Here is a 24,255-nt window from a genome sequence, read left to right on the forward strand (position 1 = left end):
GCACGGCCGCCGGCCGCTGCGTGCGACAACCGGCCCGAATCCGCTGGCGGCCCGTCCGGCGGGCGATCGCGGCCGATGCCCGCACGCTCGGCCCACATCGGCGCTTGACCTGCGCCGACCGACTCGCTAGCGTTTCGGGTTTGCCCGGGTGGCCATTGCCGCCGGTGCCGTGAGCGCGCCCGACGTCCTGGCGCGCGCGGCCGGGCTCCGATGGAAAAGACGATGCAGAAACTCGATGCGGCCAGCCCGCAGGCGATGTCGACGGATTTCACCGCCGACAACGTCGCGCGCCTGAAGGCGCTGTTCCCCGAACTCGTGACCGAAGGGCCGGACGGCGCGTCGGTCGACGTCGACGTGCTCAAGGCGCTGGTCGGCGAACGCACGGTCGGCGACGCCGACGAGCGCTACGGCTTCCACTGGCACGGCAAGCGCAGCGCGCGCCAGGCCGCGCTCACGCCGTCGACTGGCACGCTGCGGCCCTGCCCCGACGACAGCGTCGCGTGGGACGACACGCGCCACCTCGTGATCGAGGGCGACAACCTCGACGTGATGAAGCTGCTGCACAAGAGTTATGCCGGCAAGGTGAAGCTCGTCTACATCGACCCGCCGTACAACACCGGCAGCGATTTCGTCTATCCGGACGACTTCAGCGACAGCATCCGCCACTACCTGGCGATGACCGGGCAGACCCAGGGCGGCGTGAAGCGCAGCACCAACACCGAGGCGAACGGCCGGTTCCACACCGACTGGCTGAACATGATGTATCCGCGCCTGAAGCTCGCGCACGCGCTGCTGTCCGACGAAGGGCTGATCGCCGTGCACATCGACGAGCATGAAGTGCATGCGCTCGTGCTGATGCTGCGCGAGATCTTCGGCGAGGAGAACGAGCTCGGCGTGGCCGTGTGGGACAAGCGCAATCCGAAGGGCGACGCGCGCGGCGTCGCATACCAGCACGAATCGCTGGTGCTGTTCGCGCGCAACGCCGAGACGCTGCTCGAACGCGCGCCGCTCAAGCGCCCGAAGCGCAACGCCCAGCGCATGCTCGATGCCGCGCACGACGCCATGTACCGCAGCGGCAACGCGAAGGACGCGCAGAAGGCGTATCGCGCGTGGATGAAGGCGCAGACCAACCTGTCCGGCGGCGAAGTGATGTACGACCGGCTGTCGGAGGAAGGCCGCGTGTACCGCCTCGTGTCGATGGCCTGGCCGAACAAGAAGAAGGCGCCGGAAGAGTATTTCACGCCGCTGATCCATCCGGTCACCGGCAAGCCGTGCGCGATGCCCGCGCGCGGCTGGCGCAACCCGCCCGCGACGATGCAGGCGCTGATCGAGCGCGGCCAGATCGAATTCGGCGCGGACGAGACCACGCAGCCGCAGCGGATCTACTACCTCGACGAGAACATGTACGAGAACGTGCCGTCGGTGCTGCCGTTCGCCGGCTCCGACGACGCGCTCCTGAAGACGCTCGGCATCCCGTTCGACCTGCCGAAGCCGGTCGATTTCGCGGCGGCCGTGATCGGCTGGTGCACGCGCGGCGACGACATCGTGCTCGACTGCTTCGCGGGCTCCGGCTCGACCGGCCACGCGGTGATGCAGGTGAACGCCACCGACGGCGGCGCGCGCCGCTACATCCTCGTGCAGCTGCCCGAGGCGCTCGACCGCCGCGACAAGACGCAGCAGGCGGCCGCCGATTTCTGCGCGAAGCTGAAAAAGCCGCTGACGCTCGCCGAAGTGACCAAGGAGCGCCTGCGCCGCGCCGCGCAGCAGGTCGCGCGCGACTATCCGGAAAGTTATGGCGACCTGGGCTTTCGCGTGTACCGGCTCGACACCACCAACGTGATCGAGTGGGATCCGCGCCGCGACGATTTCGACCACGCCCTTTTCGCATCCGTCGAGCACGTGAAGACCGGCCGCACCGAGGACGACCTGCTCGCGGAGCTGACGCTGAAGCTCGGCCTCGACCTGTGCACGCCGGTCGAGCATCACCAGGTGGCGGGCAAGACTGTGCACCTGATCGGCCGCGCGATCGTCGCGTGCTTCGATGCGCGCATCGCGCGCGACGACGCGGGCCCGCTCGCCGACGGCATCGTCGACCTGCTCGACGCAACCGGCGCGACGCGCGACGTCACGTGCCTGTTCCGCGACAGCGGCTTCGTCGACGACGTCGCGAAGCTCAATCTCGCCGCGCTGCTCGAACAGCACGGCGTGAAGCGCGTGCGGAGCCTGTGATGCGGCTGCATTTCGAAGCGGATCTCGACTACCAGCGCGAGGCGATCGACGCCGTCTGCGACCTGTTTCGCGGCCAGGAATCGTATCGCGGCGACTTCAGCGTGCTCGCGAACGCCGCGCCCGGCACGACGGCCGCGGCGCAAGGCTCGCTCGGCTTCGCGGTGTCGGAGCAAGGGGTCGGCAACCGGCTGTCGCTGACCGACGACGCGCTCGCGCGCAATCTCGCCGACGTGCAGCTGCGCGGCGGCCTGCCGCCGTCCGGCCTGCCCGGCTCGCGCGACTTCACCGTCGAGATGGAAACCGGCACCGGCAAGACCTACGTGTACCTGCGCACGATCTTCGAGCTGAACCGCCGCTACGGCTTCACGAAGTTCGTGATCGTCGTGCCGTCGATCGCGATCAAGGAAGGCGTGCACAAGACGCTGTCCATCACCGAGGATCACTTCCGCGCGCTGTACGCGGGCGTGCCGTACGACTACTTCCTGTACGACTCCGCGAAGCTAGGCCAGGTGCGCCACTTCGCGGCGAGCGCGGCGATCCAGATCATGGTGATGACGGTTGCCGCGATCAACAAGAAGGAAATCAACAACCTCTACAAGGACAGCGAGAAGACCGGCGGCGAGAAACCGATCGACCTGATCCGCGCGACGCGGCCGATCGTGATCGTCGACGAGCCGCAGAGCGTCGACGGCGGGCTCGAAGGGCGCGGCCGCGAAGCGCTCGCCGCGATGGCGCCGCTCTGCACGCTGCGCTACTCGGCCACGCACGTCGACCGTCACCACATGGTGTACCGGCTCGACGCGGTCGACGCGTACGAGCGCAAGCTCGTCAAGCAGATCGAGATCGCGTCGGCGATCGTCGAGGATGCGCACAACAAGCCGTACGTGCGGCTCGTCGGCGTGTCGAACCGGCGCGGCGCGATCAGCGCGCGCGTCGAGCTCGACGTCGCGACGGCGGCCGGCGTGAAGCGCCAGATCGTGACGGTCACCGACGGCGACGATCTCGAACGCCTGACCCGGCGCGCGCTGTATGCGGGGCTGCGGATCGGCGAAGTGCACGCGGTGAAGGGTGCCGAGTACGTTGAGCTGCGCCATCCGGAAGGCGAGGCGTTCCTGTCGCTCGGCGAGGCGTTCGGCGACATCGACACGCTCGCCGTGCAGCGCGAGATGATCCGCCGCACGATCCGCGAGCATCTCGACAAGGAGCTGCGCCTCGCGGAGCGCGGCGTGAAGGTGCTGTCGCTGTTCTTCGTCGATTCGGTCGAGCGTTATCGCCGCTACGACGAGAACGGGATGCCCGTGAAGGGCGACTACGCGCTGATCTTCGAGGAGGAATATGCGCGCGCGGCACGCGTGCCGGCCTACCGTGCGCTGTTCGACGGCGTCGACGTCGCGCTCGAAGTCGGGCGCGCGCACAACGGCTACTTCTCGATCGACCGCAAGGGCGGCTGGACCGACACGAGCGAAAGCAGCGCGGCGGCGCGCGAGAACGCGGAGCGCGCGTACGGCCTGATCATGCGCGAGAAGGAAGCGCTGCTGTCGTTCGACACGCCGCTGAAGTTCATCTTCTCGCACTCGGCGCTGAAGGAAGGCTGGGACAACCCGAACGTGTTCCAGATCTGCACGCTGCGCGACATCCAGACCGAGCGCGAGCGCCGCCAGACGCTCGGCCGCGGGCTGCGCCTCGCGGTCGACCAGGACGGCGAACGCGTGCGCGACGCGGGCGTGAACACGCTCACCGTGATCGCGACCGAGCGCTACGAGTCGTTCGCGGAAAACCTGCAGAAGGAAATCGAGGCCGATACGGGCATCCGTTTCGGGATCGTCGAGGAACACCAGTTCGCGGCGCTGCCCGTGCAGGAAGCCGACGGGCCCGCGCACGCGCTCGGCATCGAGCTGTCGCGCGTGCTGTGGAACCACCTGCATGAGCAGGGCTACGTCGACGCGCAGGGCAAGGTGCTCGACCGGCTGAAGGATGCACTGCGCCAGAGCGCGCTGGTGCTGCCCGAGGCGTTCGAGAGGCTGCGTGCGCCGATCGTCGCGACGCTGCGCAAGCTGTCGGGCCGCTTCACGGTGCGCAACGCCGACGAGCGCCGCGCGATCGCGTTGCGGCGCGACGCGTCGGGCAAGGCCGTCGTGTTCGGCGAGGATTTCCGGTCGCTGTGGGACCGGATTCGCCATCGCACCGTGTACCGCGTCGAGTTCGACAACGCGAAACTCGTGCGCGACTGCGCGGCCGCCTTGCGCGATGCGCCGGACATCGCGCGTGCGCGGCTGCAGTGGCGCAAGGCCGAGATCGACATCGGCAAGGCCGGCATCGAGGCGATCGAGGTGGCCGGCGCCGGCACGGTGCTGATCGACGAAGGCGAGCTGCCGCTGCCCGACCTGCTCACCGAGCTGCAGGACCGCACGCAGCTCACGCGCCGTTCGCTCGCGACGATCCTGGCCGACAGCGGCCGGCTCGACGATTTCCGCGTGAATCCGCAGCAGTTCATCGCGGTCGCGGCCGAGGCGATCAACCGCTGCAAGCGCCACGCGCTCGTCGCGGGCATCGCGTACCGCAAGCTCGGCGAGCGCCACGTGCATGCGCTCGAATCGTTCGAGAGCGAGGCGCTGACCGGTTATCTGCGCAACCTGCGGCCCGACGCGCGGAAGTCGATTCACGAAGCGGTCGTGTGCGAGACGGACGCGGAACGCGCGTTCGCCGACGCGCTCGAGGCGCACGACGGCGTGAAGCTGTACGCGAAGCTGCCCGCGTGGTTCCGCGTGCAGACACCGCTCGGCAGCTATCACCCCGACTGGGCCGTGCTCGCGGAACAGGACGGCGGCGAGCGGCTGTACTTCGTCGTCGATACGCCGAATGCGGACGGCCAGGTGCCGAGCGAACACGAGCGCGCGAAGCTCGCGTGCGGCGAAGCGCATTTCCGCGCGCTGGTGGACGGCGACGGCGCGGCGCGCTTCGTGCGCGTGCGGCAGGCCGACGCGTTGTTCGAGCCTGCGGTGCCGCCGGCGGGCGCCGGGCGGTAAGACGAAGGGCGGCGGCGAGCCGCCCTTTTTTCTGCGTCGGTCGATCGTGCCGGGTGCCGTTGCGACGCGCGCGCCGCGTATCGATTCCGCTTTTGCCGACCGCTTGAAGGCGATCCGTATTCTCGCCTGCGCGCCATGCGGTTACGGCTGGTTGCAAATCGGGTCGGCTCAAGCTTCCGGCGCAACAGGGGCGTTGCGTTTCCGCCATGAAAAAAGGGCGCCGAAGCGCCCTTCTCCCTTTTCCCGCATGCGTGCGCCGTACTTACAGCGTGCGGCCGAATGCGTTGTGATGCGAACGATGCGCGGACGTCGACGCATGCGCGGTATGGCCTGGCGCATGCCCGTGCGTATGACCGCGGCCCGGCTGCACGCCGGCGCGGTCGGCGATCGTGTCGGAGCGGTCGGCTGCGCGCGACAGGCCCTTGTCGCGGTCGCCCGCGCGCATGCCGTTCGAGTTGCTCAGCGCCTGACCGCTCATGTGGCCGCCGGACATGCCGCCCGCGTTGCCGCCCGAGCCGCCTGCGCCATGACCGCCGCCGTTGCCACCGCCATTGCCGCCGGCCGCCGCGTACGCGGACACCGAGCCGAGTGCGAGCAGCGCGGCCGTCAATACGGACAGATATCGTTGCTGTTTCATCTGGTACTCCCTGGAGCGCGTTCGTGTGACTGCATTCTATGAACGCGCAAAATTCGCGCCGCACGACGTTGTAAATGATCGTAACGGCGCGCGTGGCGCGCATTCGTCGGATCAATCCGGGTCCTGCGTGAACGGGAAACGAAACAGGCGGTGGCGGCGCCTCGGCGCCGCCCCGGTGATGAAGTCTTATTGCGCCGGCTGCGTGCCCTGCGCGGCCGCCCGGTGCTGAGCGGCCTGCTCCTGCGCCTGCTTCTTCGCCATGTGGTGGCCGACGACACAGCCGCCGACCGCACCGACGACCGCGTGGTGGCCCGCGTAGTGGCCGGCGACCCCGCCGACCACCGCCCCCTTCATGCAGCCCGCCGCGTGCGCGTTGCCGATCGTTGCGAGCGCCACGGCAGCGGCCGCGGCATACACGCTGATGTGTCGAATGGGTTTCATGTTGTCACTCTCCTCTCGTGGCAATCAACCGGGCCGCTCAGTCCCAGCGGCCGCCGCGCCAGCCGCCGCGGTCACGCCACTCGTGCTCGCGCCATTCACGGCGGCGCCACTCGTGTTCGCGCCATTCGCGCTGGCGCCAGCCATCGCCACGCCAGCCGTCATCGCGGTAGCCGATCGGCGCGTACATGACGGGCGGCGGCGGCGCGACGTAGACCGGTGCCGGCGCCGCGTAGACGCCCGGCACGCCGATGCCGACCGACAGGTCGACGTGGGCCGACGCGACGCCCGAAGCTGCCAGCGCCGCTACACCGAGAACTGCACCGAGAATAAGTTTCTTGCTCATCTCGCGACTCCCTGCACGTGTCGTGCGTCATGTGAATACGGTTCGGAGTCTAGGCACCGGACACGGACACAGGTGAAACGGGTATGCGAGACAGGTAACGGACGTTTACGAAGAGCCGCAAACCCTTGCGGGACAAGGGAGAGGCCGCACTCGAAACACCGTTGCGACGGTGCATCGCACCGGTAAAAAGGGCGTTTCGGCACGAAACCGGGCGATTCGATCGGGCCGGCCGGCGTGCGCGGGATGCGAACCGCCCGCACCGCGCGGCGCGAGCGGTTCGCCAACGCGCGGGTCAAGCGCGGATGTCGTCGACGCTGCGCAGCCAGTGCACGCTGAACAGGTTGTCCGCGTCGGTCCACACGGTATCGGGCTCGAACCCGGCGCGGCGCGCGATCGCCTGGAAGCCGTCGATCGTGAACTTGTGCGAGTTCTCTGTATGGATGCGCTCGCCGGCTTCGAAGCGGAACGCATGGCCGCGCACGTGCACGGTTTGCGCGACGTCGCTGACGAGATGCATCTCGATGCGCTGCCGATCGCGGTCGTAGAACGCGCAATGCGAGAACGCAGCGATGTCGAAGTCCGCGCCGAGCTCCGCGTTCGCGCGCACCAGCAGGTTCAGGTTGAACTGCGCGGTCACGCCCTGCGCGTCGTTGTACGCGTCGTGCAGCGTGCGCTCGTCCTTCACGAGATCGACGCCGACCAGCAGGCCGCCACCGCGCAGCAGCTGCGCGGCATCGCGCAGGAACGCGTCGGCTTCTTCCCGCGAGAAATTGCCGATCGTCGAGCCGGGAAAGAAACCGATGCGCCGCGCCGGTGTCGCGGTCAGCGCGGCCAGTTGCTCGGCCTTCGTATAGTCGGCCGCGAGCGGCGCGACGTCGAGCCACGGATAGGCCGACCGCAGTCGCGCGGCCGCGCCGTGCAGGTAGTCCGCCGAGATGTCGACCGGCACATAGCGTGCCGGCGCGTTCGCATAGTTGCCCGCGAATGCGTCGAGCAGCACGCGGATCTTCTCGAGCGAGCCGGCGCCGAATTCGACGAGTTCCGCATGCGGGCCGACGCGCCGCACGATCTCGGCCGCGCGATCGCGCAGGATGCCGAGCTCGGTACGCGTTGGGTAATACTCCGGCAGTTCGCAGATGCGGTCGAACAGCGCGGAGCCGGCCGCATCGTAGAAGTATTTCGGCGAAATGCTGCGCGGCGTGCGCGACAGTCCGTCGATCAGGTCGCGCTCGAACGCGCTCGGCCGCGCATCGCGGGCGGGTTGCTGGCCACCGCTCGTGGCCGTCTGCTCAGACGTCTCGCGCAAGTCGCACTCCCGTGAATTGCCAGCGTGCCGCCGGCGGAAAGAAATTGCGGTACGTCGGCCGTTCGTGCCCGGGCGGCGTCGCGATGCTGCTGCCGCGCAGGACCTGCTGGCCGACCATGAACTTGCCGTTGTATTCGGCCGCGACACCCGCGAGCGGCCGAAAGCCCGGATACGGCTCGTAGGACGAGCGCGTCCACTGCCATACGTGCCCGAGCATCTGCCGGATACCTTCGGCGGCAAACGCGGTTTCCCATTCGAATTCGGTCGGCAGCCGCGCGCCGGCCCATTCCGCATACGCGGCCGCTTCGTAGAAGCTCACGTGGCACACCGGCGCGTCCGGCGCGAGCGGCTCGACGCCGTGCAGGCCGAACGTGCGCCGCACGCGCGTGGCGGCCGCATCGTCGTCGTCGGGCATCCAGTACGCGGGCCCTTGCCACCCTTCCCGCTGCACCGTCGCCCAGCCGTCGGACAGCCAGAACTCGGGGCGTGTGTAACCGCCATCGGCGACGAACGCCGCGAACTCCGCATTCGTCACGAGACGGTTCGCGATTTCGTACGGCCGCACGAGCGCCGTGTGGCGCGGCCGTTCGTTGTCGAACGAGAACGCGTCGCCGTCGTGGCCGATCTCGACGAGCCCGCCCGGCTGATGCAGCCAGCGCAGCGCGCCGGCGTCGCCGGTCGCCATCGCATCGCCGTCCATCCCGTTGCGCGGCCGGAACGCCGGCTTCAGCGGGTTGCACGAGAACGCATGCAGCATGTCGGTGACGATCAGTTCCTGGTGCTGCTGCTCGTGATGCAGGCCGAGCACGACCTCGGGCGCGATCGCGTCGAGCAGCGCCGCATCGGCGCCGGCCAGCGCGCGCAGCATCGCGTCGTCGACGTATTGCCGGTACGCGTGCACCTCGTCGAGCGACGGGCGCGTGAGCAACCCGCGCTGCGGCCGCGGATGGCGCGGACCAAGCGCTTCGTAATAGGAATTGAAGAGGAACTGGAACGCGTCGTCGAACGGCGCGTAGCCGGGCACGCGGCGCATCAGCACGACGGTTTCGAAGAACCAGGTCGTATGCGCGAGATGCCATTTCGTCGGACTCGCGTCGGGCATCGACTGCACGGCCTGGTCTTCGGCGGACAGCGTCGCGGTCAGCGCGACGCTATGGGAGCGCACGTCCTGGTAACGGCGCTGAAGCTGCGAGGCAAGAAGGCTCATCGGTTTACCGTCCACGGCGCGATGCGCTGCGTTGCGTTGCCGGAAAAAGGAAAGCCTTGCGCATGATGCGCGCGGCTGACGTGCGACCTGCTGCGTCGTCGGGCAGCCGGCGCGCGCGCCGGGCCGCGGATGCGGCGTCACTTCATCTGCCCGTGCAGAACAGTATGGTCCAGAAATGTGAATGCTGCGAATCGGGATGCCGATGAAACACGATAGAAAGACAAATGAAAGCATCGGGTGCGCGTACGCCGGATGCGTGACGACGCGGGGATGCCCACCCGGGCGGGCTTTGCTGGATGCCAGCCTGCGCGACGTGCTACTGACGGCCCATGACAGCCGCGTGGCGTGCGCGTTTGTCTGACGAACGCCGTCGTGTGCGGTCATCGGCACGGTGTCGAATCGCTCGGACTTTCGCTTGCGATCTCCATCCGTGCGTGATTCGAAAAATTTTCTGCGTCGATGTCACGCGCGCGGGGGGCTCGCTCGTCATGTCACCGGAACCCACACGAAAGGAGAAGGAACCATGACTGCGAAACTCAATCCGTTTGCCGCCGCCCCCGCGCTGATGAAGAACTGGATGGCCGTATCGGTCGCCGCTGCCGGGAGCCTCGAGCCGACGCTGATCGAGCTCGTCAAGATCCGCGCGTCGCAGATCAACGCGTGTGCGAACTGCATTAACATGCACACCGCCGAGGCGCGCGAGCACGGCGAGACCGAGCAACGCATCTACCTGCTTGCCGCGTGGCGCGAAGCACCCTGCTATACCGACCGCGAACGCGCGGCGCTCGGCTGGACCGAGGCGCTCACGCGGCTGTCGGAGGGCCACGCCGCGCATGAAGCGGCCTATGCTGCGCTGAACGATCATTTCAGCCAGGAGGAACAGGTGAAACTCACGCTGATGATCAACGTGATCAACGGCTGGAACCGGCTCGCCGTCGGCTTCGGGCTGTGGATCGAGCCGGCCGATGCGAAGGCCGCCGCCGCGAAGATGGTGGCCTGATGACGGGCCACGACCCGGCCAGGGGCTGCGCCGAAGCGCAGGCCGATGCGGCGGCGAGCTTCGACCCGCTGCGCCGCACGCTGATCCGCGTTGCGTACCGGATGCTCGGTTCCGTCGCGGATGCCGAGGACGTGGTGCAGGACGCGTTCATCCGCTGGATGGACGTCGACCGTACCGAGGTGCGCGTGCCCGAGGCGTTCCTGCGCCGCATGGTGATGCGCATGTGCCTCGACCAGCTGAAATCCGCGCGGCACCTGCGCGAGACCTACATCGGCCCGTGGCTGCCCGAGCCGGTCATCGAGGAAGACGAACAGGACGACGTCACGCTGCCGCTGCTGCTCGCGCTCGAACGGCTGTCGCCGCTCGAACGCGCGGCGTTCCTGCTGCACGACGTGTTCGGTCTCGAGTTCGACGAAGTAGCGACGACGATCCAGCGCGACGCGGCCGCGTGCCGGCAACTTGCCGCGCGGGCGCGAACGCACGTGCGCGAGGCGCGGCCGCGGTTTCATGTCGAGAAGCAGCGCGGGATCGAGCTGGCCGAGGCGTTCTTCGCGGCGTCGCGCAGCGGCGACATGCGTGCGCTCGGCGCGATGCTCGCCGAGGACGTGAGCCTGCATTCCGACGGCGGCGGCAAGCGCACGGCGGCCGGCAAGCCGGTGTTCGGCTTCGAGCTCGTGATGAAGGTGCACGCGTACCTGGCGGAGCTATTCGCGACGCATGCGTCGAAGCTCGTGCGGGCCGGGTTCATCAACGGGCTGCCGGGATTCGTCACGCTGGAAGCGGATGGCGAGCTGCAGACCACCGCGCTGGAGATCGACGACGGCAAGATCGTCGCGATCTATGTCGTGCGGAATCCTGACAAATTGAAGCATCTGCGCTGAAGGTGGCGCGAGCCGGCGCCGCATGCCATGCGGATGCATGGCGACGGCGCCGTCCGCCCTCTTCTTTCTGCTTCACCGATCGCCGGCTACAGCAATCAGTACATCGCGCCTACGGTGGTGAACATCAGTACGCCGAGCAGCGGCGTCGCGACGGCGAAACCGGCCGCCGCCAGCCAGTTCGTGCCACCTTGCGCTTCGAGCAGCGTGAGCAACGATTCGCGGGATGTCGCGCTGGGGCGCAGTTTTTCGATCCTGCGTTCGACGTGCCGCTTGTAGAGGCTGTTCCCGCACCAGCCGAGCGAGACCGCGATCGCAATCGTGACCGGGTCGAGCATGCTCGATTCGAAGTAGTTCGGAAAGTACAGCAGCTCGACCAGCGTGATGCCGAGCGTGGCGGCGAGCACGGCGGCCGCCTGCCAGTACATGCATCGATACGCCATCCAGACCGGGCCGAGGAAGCACGCGGCCCAGTTCCATGACTGCCGGCTCTTGCGCGCTTCGGCGATCGCCCATTTGCGCTCGAACCAGGCGGCATTCTTGCCGACGTAAGCGGCGATTTCGTCGTTGCTTGCGGACGATCCGGCGGTCGTGACCTCGGACATGGTCGTGTGCTCTCAGTCGCGCGGAGCGCGCGTGGTTGTTCTGATGCGGTGGAAATCGGGCGATGGGCGAAGCCGCCACGTCGATGCGCAGACGATTCTACGCGCCGTACAGCGACCGTTGCATGGCAGGTCGGGACGCAGGAGAGAATGCGATGCCGCGATTCGCGCAACGCATCGGGGCTTCATGCGTTGTTTCGGACCGGAAAAGAAAAACGCCACGCGATGCTGCCGCGTGGCGTTTGTATGTTTGGCGAGCCGCGTTGCCTGTAGGCAAGTTGTGCTGCCGGACCCCTTCATTTTGTTCGTTGGTAGGCTCGATTGGATTCGAACCAACGACCCCCACCATGTCAAGGTGGTGCTCTAACCAACTGAGCTACGAGCCTAAGAAGCCGCGAATTATAGAGAGGGTTTTTGAGGAGCACAAGCCCCTTCGTGAAAATTTTTTGAAACGGCGCGTGTGGACGCTGACGATCGATGGTGCCTGGCGATGCCGGGAACGTTGGCTTCACGTGCTCGCGTCACAGCAAAACGCGTCGATGCGCTGTGGTGTTATCCACATTGCCCTCTGGATAACCGTCCGGCAAGCCTCTGGATTCACAGTGGAACGATTGAGGATAGGTCGGCGAAGCGGCGAATCGACGAAAAGTTGTTCTGTGCTGCCGGGCGCTGTTCACGTCGCGCACCCAGGGTTATGCATTTCGCTTCATGTTGAAAATTCAGTGCGTTACGGAGGTTATCCACTGTGGGCCACAGGACTTGTTAACTATCACTACGTATATATACGAACCCTGTTAACACCTTTGGATAAGCACAGTCCGCCGACTGTGATCTGCTCGGGATATGCACTGCGTGCGGCGGGCAGAGGAACGAATCGGGAAGCTGTGAAGCGCTTGGGTGATACGTGAGCCGTCACATTTGTAGAATCGCTGACATCCAGGGGAAGCCGTTCGTTGATGACTGAACCGCACGAGGTACAGTGATGACGTACAAAGTACTGATGGTCTCGCGCGGAGCGATCGATTTATCCGATGGCGTGCACGTCGTCCGCATATTTGGCGAAGCGCTGCTGCCGATTGCGGACAACAGTCCTGCATTCGTCGTCTACGTCGACTCGATGAAGCACGTGGACCCAGGACATGATGAAAAGACGATCGATGCCGTCACACGCCAGGCCGTGATCTCAGCGATCACCGCGTATTTCTCGTCACGCCGGATGACAGTCGACTTCGAACCCTGATCGACGAAGGTGAAAACCGGCGCGATGAAATCGAAGAAAAAGCCGAGCAATGCGGGAGATGCTCACGCACCGGCTCGGTACGAGGATCCGGGCCGTGGCGCTCAGGCTCGATGACGATGCGGGTTTCCGGAAATAGTGGGAAGCGGGCGAGTTGATTGGCAGGTGCTGTCTACGAGAGACATTGAAGCACAGCGGCAGCGACGACATGCTGGCGTGAACCGAACGATGCGACAACGGCAGGTGCGATCCGCATCATGGATCGTGTGGCGCGTGTTCTGGTCATGTTTCTTTTCTTGGTCCGACGATTAACCATAACGTCCTGATTAAACGGTAAAATCCCGCCCGACAGAGTCACAGACACCATCCGAGGGTGCTGAAATAAAAAAAGGGCTGCATCATGAACATGCCGGACATCGGCGCCGCGCTTCGCGGCGGCTTGCTTCAGCAGGATCGTTTGCTCAAGTTGGACACCCCACTGGGGGGCAACGCACTTGCCGTACAGCGCGCAGTCGGCCGATCGCAGATCGGCAGGGATTATTCGTTTACGCTCGACGTCGTATCGAGCAATGACAGCCTTGAACTCAAGAAGCTGATTGCTCAGCCTGCGACGCTCTGGATTCGGCTCGGGAACAGCGCATATCGGCCGGTCAGCGGCTACATCTACACCGCGCGCCGGCTTGGCGCGAACGGTGGGTTGACGACCTATCAGCTCGAGTTGCGCGCCTGGATGCACGTGCTCCGGTTTCGCCGGGACGAGAAGATCTGGATCGACAAGAACGTCGAGGAAATCATTTCCGACGTACTTGGCATGCATCCGGAAGCGCGCGGGCGGTTCCGCTTTGCCTTGTCACAGCCTTTGGCGAACCGTTCGTACACGCGACAGAGCGAGACGGACTGGAACTTCGTACATCGGTTGATGGAAGAGGAGGGGCTTTACTGCGCGTGGCAGCAAGCCGACGACGGCAAGTCGCATACGCTCGTGATCACCGACAACCTGCAGGCGTTCGCGCCGCTGTCGCCGGAAATCGTGCGCTTCTACCGCGGCGGCACGGCGGGCGAAGCGGACGCGTTCACGCAATGGTCAGGCACACGCACGCTGCAGAGTGTGACGCTCACGACGCGCACATTCGATTACAAGAATCCTGCACAGCCGTCGAACCCGAAGGGCACGTCGTTGCCGACGATGGCCGGCCAGGGCGAGTTGCCGGATCAACTCGAAGTCTACGAGTACACCGGCGCTTATACGTATCTGGACCAGGCCCGTGGTGATCATCTTGCGAAGGTCAAGATGGAGGGATGGGAGTCGCAGGCAAAGCGCTTCCATGCCGCGGGCGGCGTGCGCGCGATCGATGCCGGTCGGCGCTTCACGCTGGCAGACCATCCCGAGCATGATCGTGATTCCGCCGATCAGCGCGAGTTTGCCGCAATCGAGGTCACGTGGTGGATCGAGAACAACCTGCCCGTATCCGGTAGCGATTCGGATTTCCCGCACAGCTTGAAACGCTCGCTCGACCAGACGCGAGCACGTTACGAAAACACGCCTGGGCTTCAGGTATCACATGCAGACGGATCGGTCGGTTTCTATCTGGTCGAGGTCGAGGCGCAGCGCGTGAGCGTGCCGTATCGCAGCCCGTTCGAGCACAAGAAGCCGGAGATGCATCTCGAGACGGCAATCGTCGTCGGGCCGCAGGGCGAGGAGGTCTATACCGACTCGCTGAACCGGATCCGCGTGCAGTTCGTGTGGGACCGCCTGAACCCGGGTAACGAGAATGCGTCTTGCTGGGTGCGCGTGGTGCAATCCGATACGGGCGGCGGCTACGGCGGCGTGCACGTGCCGCGTATCGGCGAGGAAGTGCTGATCGATTACGTGGGCGGCGACTGCGACCGGCCGCTGGTCGTAGGGCGCGTGTACAACGGCGCGAACCAGCCGCAGTGGCACAGCGACGGGATCCTGTCCGGCTACCGGTCGAAGGAGTATTCGGGCGGCGGCTACAACCAGCTCGTGATGGACGACGCGACGGGGCAGAACCGCGTGCAGTTGATGAGCAGCAGCGCGAACAGCCTGCTGCACCTCGGTTACCTCATCGACCAGAACGGCAATTCGCGCGGGTCGTATCTCGGCAGCGGGTTCGACTTGCGCTCGGATGCGTACGGCGCGGTGCGGGCGAGCCAGGGCCTTTACGTGACGACGCACCCGAAGGCGCCGAACAGCCAGCCGCTCGACGTGAAGGAAGCGCAGCAGCAGCTCGTGACGGGTGAAAGCCTCGTCGAAGCGATGTCGGGTGTGAGCGAGCAGCATCAGGCGGAAAGCCTGAAGGAAGCGCAGGACACGATGCGCGCGTTCACCGACGCGACGCAGGACAGCAAGTCGGGCAGCGCATCCGGCGGGCGCACGGCAGGCGGCGGCACGGGTAACGCGAACGCGTTCAAGGAACCGGTGATGCTGTTCGGCAGCCCGTCGGGAATCGGGATGTCGACGCAGCAGTCGGTGCATGTGGTCGCGAACGATCACGTGAACGTGGCGAGCGGGCAAAGCGTGCATGTCGCGGCGGGCAAGTCGCTGATCGGGAGCATCGGGCAGAAGCTGAGCCTGTTCGTACAGAACGCGGGGATGAAGCTGTTCGCGGGCAAGGGCAAGGTGGAGATCCAGGCGCAGTCGGACAACATCGAGGTGACCGCGCAGAAGGCGGTGAAGGTCGTGTCGGCGACGGATCGCATCGAGATCGCGGCCGATCAGGGGATTCTGCTGACGAGTGGCGGGGCGTACATCCGGATCCAGGGTGGAAACGTCGAGGTCCATGCGCCGGGCAAGGTCGATATCAAGGGTGCGTCGCATACGTTCGCGGGTCCGACGAGCTTGGCGTATCCGTTGCCCGCGCTGCCGACTTCCACGCATGCGGCTGCGCTGCAGTACCAGTATCACGACAACGAGCCGGTGCAGGGCGCGAAGTACATCGCGACGCTGTCCGATGGCGCCATGCGAGAAGGCGTGCTGGATTCGCAGGGCCGGATGCATCTGGAGAACGTGCCGGCCGGCGCGATCAAGGTCGAACTCGGGCCGGACGCGCGGCCTTATGCGCGCAAGGACAAGACCTCCAATCCCGACTACAAGGGAGAAAGCCTCACCGAAGCCGACATCGACGCAATCATCAACAAGCACGGGGGAGCGTGAGCGTGAGTTGGACGATCGAGGATTTCAAGGCAACGTCGCTGGAAGTCGGGCAATGGTGCTGGGGAACGCTGGAAGGCGCGTTCAATGAGAAACAGACCATCAGCCAGATCATTGTCGATGCCGCAATCGGGATGATTCCGCTCGTGGGTGACGCAACCGCCGTTCGCGACCTGCTGGCCGTCAGCATCGGCATGAGCCAGGATCCGGTCAAGCGCGACGACAAGGTGCAACGCGTGCTGCTGGTCGTGCTTATCTTCGCGCTGATCCCGATCGTGGGCGGTGTTATCAAGGGGCTCGGGCGATTGCTGTTGAAGGTCACCGGCGATGTCGCGAAGGATGCCGAACTGCTCAAAGCGGTCGTGCAATTCCTGAACCGGATGGGGCACGGTGACGCGCCGAAGTGGTTGAAGGCACTGGACCTGGGCAAGTATCAAGCGCAGGTCTTGGGGAAGTTGAAGGATTTTTGCGCGAGTATGCGCGTTACCATTAGCCGGGTGCTCGAGGCACGCGTAGGCCGGTTGCTGCCGGACAAGTATCGCGCCGCGCTCGAGCGTGTCAGCAGCGGCTTTCACGCGATTCAGGATATGGCCGACAAGATCGTGCCGGACGCGATCAAGGAGCTGAACGCGAAGCTCAAGGTGCTGCAGAACATGGTCTATCGCGGCGAGGTGCACGAAATCGCGACGGGTGGCGCACCGAAGCTCAAGCGCGAAGCCGAGGCGTATCTGCAGGAGCGCAAGTTTGCTCGCGAGATTCGTCGGGGGCGATTTCCGTCGGCTGAATGCATGGCTGACGAGGGTAAGGTCGAGGCCTGGCTCAAGGCGAAATACGGCCCGAAGATTGCTCAGGGGTGGCCGGACATCCTCGCCAAGAGAGGCCTGATGCGAATGTTCGGCGAACAGAAGGTATTTACCGATGTCGCGACGTTCAGTGGTGAAATCAAGGCGGTGACTGCAAAGGAGCTCGCGGGCAAGAAAGTGTATCGCGTGTTCGGCAACCCGTCCGAACTGGCGTCGTGGCCGGGTGGCAGTTCGGCTGGCGGTAGAAGTCCCGCGTTCTGGGGCGTCGGTGAGCCGCCGAAGACCGCCGAGGAGTGGCGCAGGTTCTCCGCGGTGCTGGATACGTGGAACGGCAACGGGTTCATGGTCGTGATGCAACTGCCGCACGATTTCGGCGATCGCGTACCGACCGCCAACGCGTGGGCCGGGAAAATTGCCGAGCAATTCGGAGAAAAGACGCCTGTACAGTATCTCGAAGGCGGCGCTGATCAATTGGTTGTCGACTTCGGCAAACTGTCGGAGTTTGTGACCGAAGAAGGAAACAAGATCAAGAAGCAATTCGAGAATTTCACCGGGCACGCGAATGTGCACGTAGAACGAGAGTTCAACGGCGTGAAGATCGAGTTCCACAAGACGAACTGGGAGAATGTCGAGAAGGTCTACGGCTACAGCAAGTACGAGGACGACATCCACTACGCGACGGAGACACGCCGGCTGGCGGGTGACGAAATTCAGACCAAAGCGACCAATAGCAAAGTGACCGCAGCGACTCGATCGGTAGCGAACCACGAAGGTCAGAGATGACGGATACGATCAAGCAGTACGACATGACGGATGACGCGACGCGGCGCAGGATTTTCTGGCTGCTGCAACGTCTGACCAGTTATTCGCTCTGGAAGCGTAAGCGCGATGCGTTTGCGATCTTCGCGAACGAATACGAGAACGCGGTGAAGACGTGGCCTGAAGATGATTCGGAGCGCGTGCCGGCAGACCATCTGCCAACCATCTTCGAAGTTCTCGCCGCTTACGATCGAGGATTGCCGGAATTGGCTCGCGGGTACCGGTTCGTCTGGCAGCGCGGCGAGCCGCTGCAATATGCAGTTGATCGGTCTAATTATTTGAACGCGTATTTCTTCCCCCATTACGACTACTGGGAGCGTGGTGCGCAGTTCGCCCCCTATCCGCCGAAGGTCGACGCGCTGGCCCAACTGCTGCACGCATCGGAATACCAGATGGAGAGTGCACCGTTCGAGCCGTCGAGTTTGAACAACGATCTGGCGCAACTGCGTTCGGTGGGGCTGCTGCTATCTCCGAATGCGTATAAGAACACCTTCTACACGCTTCCGTATCCGGTGTTTCCGGAGGTCTTGCCCGAGGTTCCGGAACCAGTTGGCACGGTGATCAGGTCCGGCGAGAAGGTGCCTTGTGACGGCATCTGGGAACCGGTTGCCGTCGAGCAATCGAAATTGCTGGGTATTGTGCCGGTCGGCGATCGCAGTCTGCACGGAAACGGCTGCTTCAATTACCTCATTCGTGATATCCGCGCGCCGAACCTCAGAGATGACGACGCGAGAGTGCCTGTTAAGACACACTGGCGATTGTTGTGGGAAGACAAGCGATATGCGGACGGTATCATTCCCGACGAATCGCAGTATTTCCTTGAGCCACCGGCACCGCAACCGGACCAAGAAACCGTCGCGGAAGTCCGGACCGGCGATCGCTGCCCGGTTTCCGGCGAATGGGAGACGGACGAATACGGCGGCAAGAAGCTGCACATCGAAGCCGGGGCTGCGATGCCGGACATGCTCGTCAGGGACAACCTCGGCGAGCTCAAGGTGCACTGGGTGACGTGGCGGCTGGTGAAGCGCTCGTAGTATGGGCGAGCGACGAAATCGAAACCGGGGGCGAGCAACAGCAAATGATTCCAGAGGGCTCGATCAGCGAGGAATGGTAAAGGTCAGCGATGACGGACGCGGTCAAGCAGTACGACGTGACGGACGAGACGACGCGGCGAAAGATCTCCTGGCTGCTTCAACGCCTGACCAGTTATTCGCTCTGGAAACGCAAACGCGTACGAGCATGCGGTGAATACTTGGCCCGATGATGATCCGGATGGAATTCATGACAAGCACCTCCCGCTCATTGCAGAGATTCTCGCTGCATACGATCGAGGGCTGACCGAGTTGGCCCGGGGGAACCGGCAAGCACGACTGCTGCTGTCCCCGAATGCCTATACGTGGGCTCGGCAATGCGAGTCCGCTCGGGACGTCGATCCAGTATGTCGTTTCTCCGGAAACCGGCGAAATTCTCGGGGTTTATCGGACCAAGTGACTTCGGATGCTGTGAAGTTGGTCGACCTTCGCGTGTGGATAACTGCCGCACAAAACGACACAAAACGCTGTGCGCGTAAATGGTGAGCATGTACCCGGATCGCAAGTCGGGAGCGGATCCCGGCGAATTCGGACCGTGACAAGCCGATCCGGATGCGCGAGCGCACGACTGAGCGGAGAACTGCCGGCTCCATGATGCGAACGCCGGGGGAAGGTGCATCACGTTCGTGCGCTTGCCGGCGAGCCGCATGTGGACAACTCGCACACCCAACAAGTCGAATCGCTGTGCATCGAACGGGTGAGCGCCTTGCATTCAACCACACGAATCGGCCCGAATGCCCTGTCTGGCAGGGCTTTCCGGAACAGGGCCGATGATGCGGTAGTTTCCGCGAGATCCACCGTGATTGAATGCCTTGTGGATATCGCGCTTCCATGCAACTCGAAACACTGTGTAGACCCAAGGTGAGCGAGCCGAACGATATCCGCATGCAGCGTCACCACGATTAAACCAATCGGCCTCCACGATTCCCGATGCGGTTCAGACACCGACTCGGCTAGCGTCGCGAGAGAAGGCGGCATATACCAGGACAAAGTCGCCTAGCGAGGATGATCGTTCGCTATGCTGCCGGTCAACGCACCTATCGATCCGATACACATGAGCGCAACTGCCCGGACCGTTCTCAAAGCCATTCTGAGCATCCCCATTGCCTTTGGGCTTGCCTATCCCCTTATCCATCCCTCGGAAGACGGAGGCGTTCTCGGCGAAATGGAGAGGCTCGGGACAATCGGCGGCATCGTCGCCATCACGGTTTTCCTGGCTCTGGTCTATGCCTACGCGAGCGACCTCCGGACTACCCTGAAATCGGTCAACCAGGGATCGCGCGCAGCCGAACCCAACAGCGTCTGGTTCATGTTCCTCTTGCCGTACAACTTCATCGAGGACTTCTTCATTATTTCCAACGTTGCGAAGTCGCTGGAAGCGGAGTCTCGTATCAATCCGGCTCTGTCGGGTTTGCGTTCATTCGGCCGAATCAGCGGCATCGGGTGGTGTCTTGCGCAGGTTGTTTCGTTGATACCGAATACCATGGGCGCCATCGCCGGCGGCGTTGCGGTTTTCCTCTGGGTTTGGCACTGGGTGTTTGTGCGCCGAGCAAACAAGATGCTTGCCGGCAGCCAGATATCGGCGGCTGTTCTACCAGGACGGACAGGATCGTAGTCCACCTCGGAAGCCAGATCGCTTACCCATGATCGATGTGGAAATCCTGTTCCGCGGCGACTCGAAACCCTGTGATTTCAAAGGTGAGGGCGCCGACGTTGCCTCAATGTGCATAACAACCGGGGAAAGACAGTCGAAACGCTGTGCAAGGGAGTGGTGAGCGTGCGCCCGTTCAAGCCCGCCGGGCCGACCGCAAAAGGCGCTGACGGCCACCGCTGACCGCCAACCGGCCACTTCAAGTCTGCTGATCAAGCGCCTGCACGACCGCCTTCTCCCCGAGGCTCCCGGCCGGCCCGACCACCGCATAGTTGAGCCCGTTCACCGACCCATACCGCGCCAGCAGCGCGCCATCCATGCGTTGCCCATTCGGCAGCAGCCGATGTTCCGATTCCGCCGGCCGGAGATAAAAGCTCAGCGTCTGCCCGGCGTCATCCTGATAGAGCACCATCGCGGCCGTGGCGCCGCTGTCCGTCGTGAACAACCGCCCGCCGACCGGCCTGAACCCCGCCGCGCTCAAATCCGGTAGCTTCGCCGATGCGCCCACGCCTTTGGTGAGCCATCCCTGCAAATCGCCCGCACCGGTCGGCCGGTAATCGACCTTGGCCGTCTGATCGACCACCATCATCCGGTAAGCCTTGACCGCATCGCTCATCGGCGCGATGGGCGGCGCCGCGTTCCACCCGCGCGCCTGCCATCCGCCGAACGTCCCGAGCCCGACGCAGAACACGAACGAAGCCGCCATCGCGAACCGCATCCGCGAGCGTTCCGCGCGCCGGCCGCGAATCGCCGCCGGATCCAGCGCGGGGTTGTCGGGCGGCATCCGCACGCTTTCCAGCGCGGCCCGCAACCGCTGCGCATCCTGCTGCCATTGCTTCACCTGTTCCGCGCGCTCCGGATGCAGCGCGAGATAGCGCTCGACCGCGGCGCGCGCGTCGTCGTCGAGCTGGCCGTCGACATAGGCGTGAAGGTCGTGTTCGTTCGGAGGCGTGTTCATTTCTTCATCAATCGCAAGGAAGGAGCGGGAAGCTCGCCGTCGCTGAGCTGGCGCAGCGCCTGGCGCGCGCGGGAGAGCCGCGACATCACGGTGCCGATCGGCACCTCCAGCAGGTCGGCGGCTTCCTGATAGGTGAAGCCCTCGACCGCGACGAGCAGCAACAGGCTGCGCTGCTCGTCCGGGAGCCGGCCGAACGCTTCGAGCGTCGCGCGCGCCGTGAATTCGCGTTCGGCGGAGGGCCAATGCGCTTCGTCGTCGTCCTGGATGCGGCCGAGCAGCCACGCGTAGCGCTTCGCGCTGCGTTTCCCGTCGAGGAATTGCCGGTACAGGATCGTGAAGAGCCAGCTGCGCAGCGACGCGTCGTCGCGACGGCTCGTCCAGCGCGACAGCGCGCGCTCGAGCGTCGACTGGACGAGATCGTCGGCCGCATGGACATCGCGCGCCAGCCAGAGCGCGAAGCGTCGCAGCCTGGGGATGAGTTCGCGTAATGCTTCGTCGTCGAGGGCGGTGGAGGGCATGGCCGGGCCGGTTGCCGAAAGGGTCGTGGATGCCGCGTAGGACGTCGGCCGGCATCGATTATTCCCTTCAGCATAGGAAAATTTTTTTCGCGGAATAAAGCGGGGTGAGCGGCGTCCTACGCGGGTTCGACAATGATCTGACGATCGGGAGCGCATTCATGAAGCAATCTTCCTCTTCTTCGCCGCAGCGCGAGCCCGGGCGCGGGTGGTGGCGCTGGGCCGTGATCGGCGGCGCGGTGGCCGGCGTGGCCGTCGCGTTCGGCTATGCGGGTGGCTGGCTCGCGCCGGCCCGTCTGACCCCGCAGCGGCTCGTCGACGCGCTGCAGACCAACAGCGGCGTCCATCCCGGCTTCCGGCGCAATCACGCGAAGGGCGTGTGCGTGACCGGCTACTTCGAGGGCAACGGCGCCGCGAGCGCGTATTCGGTCGCGCCGTTCTTCAACGCGGTGCGCACGCCGGTGGTCGGGCGCTTCGCGCTGCCGGGCGGGAATCCGTACGCGCCCGACAGCAGCGTGCCGATCCGCAGCCTCGCGCTGAAGCTCACCGCGCCGGACGGCGAGCAATGGCGGACCGGGATGAACGCGATGCCGGTGTTTCCGGTCGCGACGCCGCAGGCATTCTATGAGCAGACGCTCGCGACCCGCCCTGATCCGAAGACGGGCAAGCCCGATCCGGCGAAAGTGAAGGCGTTCTTTGGCGCGCATCCGGAGGCGGGCGCGTTCCTGCAATGGGTGAAGAGTGCGAAGCCGAGCGCGAGCTACGTCACCGAAAGCTATTACGGGTTGAACGCGTTCTACTTCGTCGACGCGGCCGGCAAGCGCCAGGCGGTGCGGTGGCGCGTCGTGCCGGAGCAGACGGCCGGCGCCGGCGACGTCGCGACGGCCGCGGATCCGAACGTGCTGCAGCAGGACGTGACGCAGCGCATCGCGGCTGGCCCGCAGAAGTGGAAGCTGCTGGTCACGCTGGCGGAGCCCGGCGATCCGGTGGACGACGCGACGAAGGTCTGGCCCGCGCAGCGCACGACGATCGACGCGGGCACGCTCGTGCTCGACCGCGTGGAGGCGCAGGACAGCGGCCCGTGCCGCGACGTGAATTACGACCCGACGGTGCTGCCGCAAGGGATCCAGGTGTCGGGCGATCCGTTGCTGGCGGCGCGCTCGGCGGCCTATGCGGATTCGTATCTGCGGCGCACGAGTGAAGAGGCCGGGGTGGCCGGCGTGGCCAGGTTGAGTTCGGAGGGACGGTGATGAAGGCTTCTACGACGTTTGGTTTGCCGGCGCGGGTGCTGCATTGGGTGATGGCCGCGATGATCCTCGCGATGCTGTTCATCGGCGTGGGGATGGTGGCGTCCGTTTCCGAACGGCACGAGATCCTGGTGGCGATTCACAAGCCGCTGGGTGTGGCCGTGCTGGTGCTCGTGTGTGTGCGGATCGTGGTGCGGGTGCTGTCGAAGCCGCCGGCGTTGCCCGAGGATCTGCCGTGGTGGCAGAAGGTGGCCGCGCACGGGTCGCATCTCGTGCTGTATGCGCTGATGGTCGCGATGCCGCTGATCGGCTGGGCGATGCTGTCGGCGGGCGGGTATCCGGTGACGCTGGGCGGCGGCGTGCAGCTGCCGGCGCTGGTGTCGGCTGATCCGGTGACGTTCGCGTGGCTCCGGGTCGCGCATCGCGTGCTCGCGTATCTGTTCTTCCTGACGTTCCTCGCGCACTTTGCGGCGGCGCTGTATCACGGGCTGATTCGGCGGGATGGCGTGGTGAGGGCGATGGTGGGGCGGTAATCGACGGAAGCTGCGTTCGATGCGGCGGGGCTGTTCAAGGGCGACCGAGGCGGCGCCTGCCGTGTCGCCTGTATACGAGCACCGGGAAGGCTGAGCGGTCTCCGCCCTGGCATGTCAAAAATATTTCACAAAAGGGGTTGCGGAGACCGGGGCAGATGCATAGAATCACGCCTCTTTCGCGCTAACCGAAACACGGCGCGGGGGAAGAAGAGGGAAGCGGTGCTGTTGAAGTCGGTTTTATCGATTCCAGTGCACGCGAAATTAAACCGCAGTCGTCGCAACGAAGTAGTTAAAAAAGTTGTTGACGAGTCTCAAAAAACGGTTGATAATCTCGCTTCTCTGCTGCTGAAAACGCAGCGCTGCCGGGAAACACGAAGTTCCTCGCAGATTGCTCTTTAAAAATTAACAGCCGATAAGTGTGGGCGCTTGATGACAGCGAGCTGATCCTCGGATCAGATAGCGAAAGTATCAAGAGTCTCACACTAAAGTAAGTCAGGTTTATGAAGTGATTCATATTCCTGTCAGCTTTGAGTGAGCGACCGGTTCTTAACCGAACCGAA

At 64.7% G+C, this 24,255-nt stretch carries 20 protein-coding genes, 1 tRNA gene and 1 pseudogene; 12 read left to right on the plus strand and 10 right to left on the minus strand.

All coding sequences use genetic code 11. The features are described 5' to 3' along the window. Positions 1–210 precede the first annotated feature (210 nt). The gene (locus tag G3N62_RS17630; RefSeq protein WP_034188220.1) at positions 211–2,229 is read left to right on the plus strand and encodes a site-specific DNA-methyltransferase; all 2,019 of its coding nucleotides are present in this window, start codon (positions 211–213) and stop codon (positions 2,227–2,229) included. Then, positions 2,229–5,255 carry a DEAD/DEAH box helicase family protein gene (locus tag G3N62_RS17635; protein WP_034188221.1) on the plus strand — a complete coding sequence of 1,009 codons (3,027 nt, stop codon included), beginning with the start codon at positions 2,229–2,231 and terminating at the stop codon, positions 5,253–5,255. The genes G3N62_RS17630 and G3N62_RS17635 overlap by 1 nt, the downstream gene beginning before the upstream one ends. A 262-nt stretch (positions 5,256–5,517) precedes the next feature. Here G3N62_RS17635 and G3N62_RS17640 read toward each other — a convergent pair whose 3' ends face one another. The 5 genes from G3N62_RS17640 to egtB form a co-directional block, all read right to left on the minus strand. Beyond that, positions 5,518–5,892: a hypothetical protein gene (locus G3N62_RS17640; protein ID WP_069705833.1), complete on the minus strand. Its 375-nt coding sequence runs from the start codon at positions 5,890–5,892 to the stop codon at positions 5,518–5,520. 186 nt (positions 5,893–6,078) lie between these two features. Further along, positions 6,079–6,333: a glycine zipper 2TM domain protein gene (locus G3N62_RS17645; RefSeq protein ID WP_034188223.1), complete on the minus strand. Its 255-nt coding sequence runs from the start codon at positions 6,331–6,333 to the stop codon at positions 6,079–6,081. A 37-nt stretch (positions 6,334–6,370) separates the two neighbouring features. Beyond that, entirely contained in the window at positions 6,371–6,676 is a 306-nt protein-coding gene (locus tag G3N62_RS17650; RefSeq protein ID WP_034188224.1) for a hypothetical protein, read from the minus strand. A 292-nt stretch (positions 6,677–6,968) separates the two neighbouring features. Next, positions 6,969–7,982, minus strand: coding sequence for an L-histidine N(alpha)-methyltransferase (gene egtD / locus G3N62_RS17655; RefSeq protein ID WP_124670665.1), 1,014 nt, complete (start codon positions 7,980–7,982; stop codon positions 6,969–6,971). Further along, positions 7,966–9,189 carry an ergothioneine biosynthesis protein EgtB gene (egtB, locus tag G3N62_RS17660; protein ID WP_034188226.1) on the minus strand — a complete coding sequence of 408 codons (1,224 nt, stop codon included), beginning with the start codon at positions 9,187–9,189 and terminating at the stop codon, positions 7,966–7,968. The genes egtD and egtB overlap by 17 nt, the downstream gene beginning before the upstream one ends. Positions 9,190–9,712: 523 nt before the next feature. Here egtB and G3N62_RS17665 point away from each other — a divergent pair. Both G3N62_RS17665 and G3N62_RS17670 read left to right on the plus strand, forming a co-directional pair. Further along, on the plus strand, positions 9,713–10,189 hold the full coding sequence (locus G3N62_RS17665; protein ID WP_034188227.1) for a carboxymuconolactone decarboxylase family protein: 477 nt from the start codon (positions 9,713–9,715) through the stop codon (positions 10,187–10,189). Beyond that, positions 10,189–11,070 carry a sigma-70 family RNA polymerase sigma factor gene (locus tag G3N62_RS17670; protein WP_124670666.1) on the plus strand — a complete coding sequence of 294 codons (882 nt, stop codon included), beginning with the start codon at positions 10,189–10,191 and terminating at the stop codon, positions 11,068–11,070. The genes G3N62_RS17665 and G3N62_RS17670 overlap by 1 nt, the downstream gene beginning before the upstream one ends. Before the next feature lie 95 nt (positions 11,071–11,165). Here G3N62_RS17670 and G3N62_RS17675 read toward each other — a convergent pair whose 3' ends face one another. Next, entirely contained in the window at positions 11,166–11,672 is a 507-nt protein-coding gene (locus tag G3N62_RS17675) for a DUF2628 domain-containing protein (RefSeq protein ID WP_034188228.1), read from the minus strand. Between the two features lie 306 nt (positions 11,673–11,978). Continuing rightward, positions 11,979–12,055: transfer RNA gene (locus G3N62_RS17680), tRNA-Val, on the minus strand. A 596-nt stretch (positions 12,056–12,651) separates the two neighbouring features. Between G3N62_RS17680 and G3N62_RS17685 the strand changes: the two genes are divergently transcribed. The 6 genes and pseudogenes from G3N62_RS17685 (at position 12,652) to G3N62_RS17705 (ending at position 20,406) form a co-directional block, all read left to right on the plus strand. Then, complete coding sequence (locus tag G3N62_RS17685) at positions 12,652–12,909, plus strand: Imm74 family immunity protein (protein WP_124670667.1); 258 nt, start codon at positions 12,652–12,654, stop codon at positions 12,907–12,909. Between the two features lie 397 nt (positions 12,910–13,306). Further along, positions 13,307–16,081 (plus strand): type VI secretion system Vgr family protein, encoded by a 2,775-nt coding sequence (locus G3N62_RS17690; RefSeq protein WP_206141268.1) that lies wholly within the window; start codon positions 13,307–13,309, stop codon positions 16,079–16,081. A gap of 2 nt (positions 16,082–16,083) precedes the next feature. After that, complete coding sequence (locus G3N62_RS17695; protein ID WP_034188263.1) at positions 16,084–17,664, plus strand: hypothetical protein; 1,581 nt, start codon at positions 16,084–16,086, stop codon at positions 17,662–17,664. Further along, positions 17,661–18,734: an Imm72 family immunity protein gene (locus G3N62_RS17700; protein ID WP_124671343.1), complete on the plus strand. Its 1,074-nt coding sequence runs from the start codon at positions 17,661–17,663 to the stop codon at positions 18,732–18,734. The genes G3N62_RS17695 and G3N62_RS17700 overlap by 4 nt, the downstream gene beginning before the upstream one ends. Before the next feature lie 89 nt (positions 18,735–18,823). After that, positions 18,824–19,061 (plus strand): annotated as a pseudogene (locus G3N62_RS36005) (hypothetical protein); the annotation flags it as partial. A gap of 784 nt (positions 19,062–19,845) precedes the next feature. Then, entirely contained in the window at positions 19,846–20,406 is a 561-nt protein-coding gene (locus tag G3N62_RS17705; RefSeq protein ID WP_124671345.1) for a hypothetical protein, read from the plus strand. A gap of 235 nt (positions 20,407–20,641) precedes the next feature. Here the strand turns inward: G3N62_RS17705 and G3N62_RS17710 are convergent, their stop codons facing one another. Together G3N62_RS17710 and G3N62_RS17715 are read right to left on the minus strand one after the other, a co-directional pair. After that, positions 20,642–21,400 (minus strand): anti-sigma factor, encoded by a 759-nt coding sequence (locus G3N62_RS17710; protein ID WP_049030393.1) that lies wholly within the window; start codon positions 21,398–21,400, stop codon positions 20,642–20,644. Continuing rightward, positions 21,397–21,918, minus strand: a complete 522-nt coding sequence (locus G3N62_RS17715; RefSeq protein ID WP_034188234.1) for a sigma-70 family RNA polymerase sigma factor — start codon at positions 21,916–21,918, stop codon at positions 21,397–21,399. Before G3N62_RS17715 ends, G3N62_RS17710 begins: the two co-directional genes overlap by 4 nt. A gap of 158 nt (positions 21,919–22,076) precedes the next feature. Here G3N62_RS17715 and G3N62_RS17720 point away from each other — a divergent pair, with 158 nt between their 5' ends. Then, positions 22,077–23,165 carry a catalase family peroxidase gene (locus tag G3N62_RS17720; RefSeq protein ID WP_059560206.1) on the plus strand — a complete coding sequence of 363 codons (1,089 nt, stop codon included), beginning with the start codon at positions 22,077–22,079 and terminating at the stop codon, positions 23,163–23,165. Further along, entirely contained in the window at positions 23,165–23,695 is a 531-nt protein-coding gene (locus tag G3N62_RS17725; protein ID WP_175904955.1) for a cytochrome b, read from the plus strand. Before G3N62_RS17720 ends, G3N62_RS17725 begins: the two co-directional genes overlap by 1 nt. 289 nt (positions 23,696–23,984) lie before the next feature. On the opposite strand, the gene G3N62_RS17730 is transcribed toward G3N62_RS17725, so the two are convergent. Beyond that, positions 23,985–24,255 (minus strand): hypothetical protein (locus tag G3N62_RS17730; RefSeq protein WP_206141269.1); only part of this gene is annotated, 271 nt, incomplete at its 5' end.

Origin of the sequence: Burkholderia sp. Tr-20355, assembly GCF_017104685.1 — a bacterium.
GTDB lineage: Bacteria > Pseudomonadota > Gammaproteobacteria > Burkholderiales > Burkholderiaceae > Burkholderia > Burkholderia seminalis.

What these genes read in the sequence shown, in the direction of transcription:
- G3N62_RS17630 (WP_034188220.1), top strand. Translation starts at nt 211, where the DNA reads ATGGAAAAGACGATGCAGAAACTCGATGCGGCCAGCCCGCAGGCGATG.
- G3N62_RS17635 (WP_034188221.1), top strand. Translation starts at nt 2,229, where the DNA reads ATGCGGCTGCATTTCGAAGCGGATCTCGACTACCAGCGCGAGGCGATC.
- G3N62_RS17640 (WP_069705833.1), bottom strand. Translation starts at nt 5,892, where the DNA reads ATGAAACAGCAACGATATCTGTCCGTATTGACGGCCGCGCTGCTCGCA.
- G3N62_RS17645 (WP_034188223.1), bottom strand. Translation starts at nt 6,333, where the DNA reads ATGAAACCCATTCGACACATCAGCGTGTATGCCGCGGCCGCTGCCGTG.
- G3N62_RS17650 (WP_034188224.1), bottom strand. Translation starts at nt 6,676, where the DNA reads ATGAGCAAGAAACTTATTCTCGGTGCAGTTCTCGGTGTAGCGGCGCTG.
- egtB (WP_034188226.1), bottom strand. Translation starts at nt 9,189, where the DNA reads ATGAGCCTTCTTGCCTCGCAGCTTCAGCGCCGTTACCAGGACGTGCGC.
- G3N62_RS17665 (WP_034188227.1), top strand. Translation starts at nt 9,713, where the DNA reads ATGACTGCGAAACTCAATCCGTTTGCCGCCGCCCCCGCGCTGATGAAG.
- G3N62_RS17670 (WP_124670666.1), top strand. Translation starts at nt 10,189, where the DNA reads ATGACGGGCCACGACCCGGCCAGGGGCTGCGCCGAAGCGCAGGCCGAT.
- G3N62_RS17675 (WP_034188228.1), bottom strand. Translation starts at nt 11,672, where the DNA reads ATGTCCGAGGTCACGACCGCCGGATCGTCCGCAAGCAACGACGAAATC.
- G3N62_RS17685 (WP_124670667.1), top strand. Translation starts at nt 12,652, where the DNA reads ATGACGTACAAAGTACTGATGGTCTCGCGCGGAGCGATCGATTTATCC.
- G3N62_RS17690 (WP_206141268.1), top strand. Translation starts at nt 13,307, where the DNA reads ATGAACATGCCGGACATCGGCGCCGCGCTTCGCGGCGGCTTGCTTCAG.
- G3N62_RS17700 (WP_124671343.1), top strand. Translation starts at nt 17,661, where the DNA reads ATGACGGATACGATCAAGCAGTACGACATGACGGATGACGCGACGCGG.
- G3N62_RS17705 (WP_124671345.1), top strand. Translation starts at nt 19,846, where the DNA reads ATGAGCGCAACTGCCCGGACCGTTCTCAAAGCCATTCTGAGCATCCCC.
- G3N62_RS17710 (WP_049030393.1), bottom strand. Translation starts at nt 21,400, where the DNA reads ATGAACACGCCTCCGAACGAACACGACCTTCACGCCTATGTCGACGGC.
- G3N62_RS17715 (WP_034188234.1), bottom strand. Translation starts at nt 21,918, where the DNA reads ATGCCCTCCACCGCCCTCGACGACGAAGCATTACGCGAACTCATCCCC.
- G3N62_RS17720 (WP_059560206.1), top strand. Translation starts at nt 22,077, where the DNA reads ATGAAGCAATCTTCCTCTTCTTCGCCGCAGCGCGAGCCCGGGCGCGGG.
- G3N62_RS17725 (WP_175904955.1), top strand. Translation starts at nt 23,165, where the DNA reads ATGAAGGCTTCTACGACGTTTGGTTTGCCGGCGCGGGTGCTGCATTGG.